This is a genomic window from Flavobacterium sp., assembly GCF_043778725.1.
GTDB lineage: Bacteria > Bacteroidota > Bacteroidia > Flavobacteriales > Flavobacteriaceae > Flavobacterium.
Genome location: NZ_JAYWFT010000022.1, coordinates 1 through 2,574, shown reverse-complemented (window position 1 = coordinate 2,574; position 2,574 = coordinate 1). Strand labels below are relative to the sequence as shown.

Sequence of the window (2,574 nt, the reverse complement as noted above, 5' to 3'; positions counted from 1 at the left end):
AAAAATGTTTAATCCATCCCTATTTATTGATTTTAGGAATCAGGAATTAGGAATTGGGGATTTTTAAAATCCTTAATCCAAAATCTCAAATCCTTAATTAAAAATATGGATAAAAATTTACAACATGAATAAAGAACTTATCATTCGCAAGGATGACAATGCTGTAGATTTTGCCTTATTAAAAGATGGAAAACTAATTGAATTACACAAAGAAGAAGAAAAAATCAATAAGTTTCTTGTAGGTGATATTTTTATCGCCAAAATCAGGAAACCAGTTGCCGGACTTAATGCTGCCTTTGTAAATGTTGGCTTCGAGAAAGACGCCTTTTTACATTATCACGATTTAGGTCCACAATTAGCTTCTTATTTGAAATTCATTAAACTTGTAAGCGCAGGTAAAATAAAAGATTTCTCCCTAAAAAACTTTCAGTTTGAAAAAGAAATTGATAAAGATGGTGCTATATCAGATATTCTGAGTGCCAATCAATCAATTTTAGTGCAAGTGGTTAAGGAACCAATCTCTACCAAAGGACCAAGAATAAGCTCTGAGCTTTCTTTCGCCGGTAGATTTTTAGTTCTTGTCCCTTTTTCGGATCGAGTTTCTGTTTCTCAAAAAATAGAAGACAAAGCCGAAAAAGACCGATTGAAAAAATTGGTGCTAGCCGTTAAACCAAAAGGTTTTGGTGTTATTGTGCGAACAGTAGCAGAAGGCAAAAAAACAGCCGAACTAGAAAAAGACTTGCAAAATCTAAACGATAGATGGCTTGCAATGTGTAAAAAATTACCAACTGCCCATCATCCGTCTAAAGTATTAGGAGAACTTAACAAAGTTTCTTCCATGCTTAGAGACATATTTAACGATACTTTCACCGGTATTCAAGTAGATGATGAAGAGTTGTTTCAAGAAACCAAGGACTATATAGCCGAGATAGCTCCTGAAAAACAAAATATGGTGAAGCTTTATCAACATAAAGACACTCCAATTTTTGAGAAATACAATATAGAACGTCAAATAAAAACCTCATTCGGACGAACAGTTTCCATGAGTAAAGGTGCTTATTTGATTATAGAACACACAGAAGCACTTCACGTTATAGACGTAAACAGCGGAAACCGTTCTAACAAAGCTACCAATCAGGAAGATACAGCTCTTGAAGTAAACATGATTGCTGCAGCAGAAATTGCTCGTCAGTTAAGACTTCGCGACATGGGCGGAATTATTGTTATCGATTTTATCGACATGCAAAATCCCGATAATCGCCAAGTGCTATTCAATTTCTTAAGAGATGAAATGAGCGATGATAAAGCAAAGCATAAAATCTTACCGCCAAGTAAATTTGGACTAGTTCAAATAACGCGTCAACGTGTAAGACCAGAAGTAAATATTGAAACAAGAGAAGAAAATCCCAATAATTTGGCAAGCGATATAGACGCGCCAATCCAAATTATCGACAAGATTACATTTGCTCTTGAAAAAATCATGAAAGACCACAAGAAAGTAAAACTTAACGTCCATCCTTTCGTGGCAGCATACCTTAAAAAAGGTTTTCCATCAATACGTTCAAAGTGGTTCTTTGAGCATAAAAAATGGGTGAAAATCATACCTCGTGACGCTTACACGTACCTAGAATATCATTTTTTTGATAATCAAGGAAAAGAAATTAAATAATAAAAACCGCCTTTCGTGAGATTGGCGGTTTTTTTGTGCTTTTTTAAGAAGCTATTTCCAGCTTTACACTACAATCTTGTTCAATAAACACCATTTTTCTATGCCAAAAATAAGCTTCTTTGGTCGCTCATTTTTGTCAAGAAAAATTGGCGTTTCTTTTCACAAGGATTTTCGTTGCAATCTGGGCTAGGGCAGAAGTTTTATAAAGAACTTTTGGATAAATTTATTACATCATTTTTTCTCCACACTTATGTCAATACGACGAAGGAGAAATCACATATCAAGTTATAATTATTTTTCTATTTTACGATTTTCCGTAAAATAGTTACTAAACTAAGAATTATATTTACAAAAAATGATTAAACCAGGTAGTTTTACGTGGTTTTTTATAGATTTAAATTTGTAGATTTGAATTTGTGAAGCTTTCTTTGGTTGACTTGTTGGGAAGAACGCTACAAGAGTGGGTTCCAGATGGAACTAAAGGTACTATTGAGCTGGATTGTACTCGTTATGCCGCTGGTCAGTATGTTCTTTTGATGCGCGAAGACGGTAAGATTATAGAAAATGCTAAGTTGATCACTAATTAAAGCAGTAAATTATGAAAAAAAGTATCACATTATTGTTATGTTTTATAGGTTTTTTAGCCCATTGTCAGAGTTGGCAATGGGGTAAGCGAGGCGGTAGTACTGATCAATTAAGTACTACTGGAGGTGATAGACAGGAAGAAGTTTACAGTATTGTTACCGATAGTAACAGGAATATTTATACTTTGTCATACGTTGGTAAGAACAATCTTAACATTGATGGAACTGTCAAAACTAACTTTGGTGATGATACAACAAAATCTGATATTGCATTAAGTAGTTTTAGTTGTGATGGTACTTATCGGTGGTCAAAAATAATAG

At 34.0% G+C, this 2,574-nt stretch carries 1 protein-coding gene and 1 pseudogene; both read left to right on the top strand.

What is annotated here, in order from left to right:
- The first annotated feature begins 124 nt into the window (after nt 1-124).
- A complete protein-coding gene (locus tag ACH2CG_RS02280) occupies nt 125-1,669 on the top strand; it encodes an Rne/Rng family ribonuclease (protein ID WP_395061784.1) in 1,545 nt (514 codons plus the stop codon).
- Nucleotides 1,670-2,267: 598 nt separating this feature from the next.
- Nucleotides 2,268-2,574: pseudogene (locus ACH2CG_RS02275) on the top strand (hypothetical protein); the annotation flags it as partial.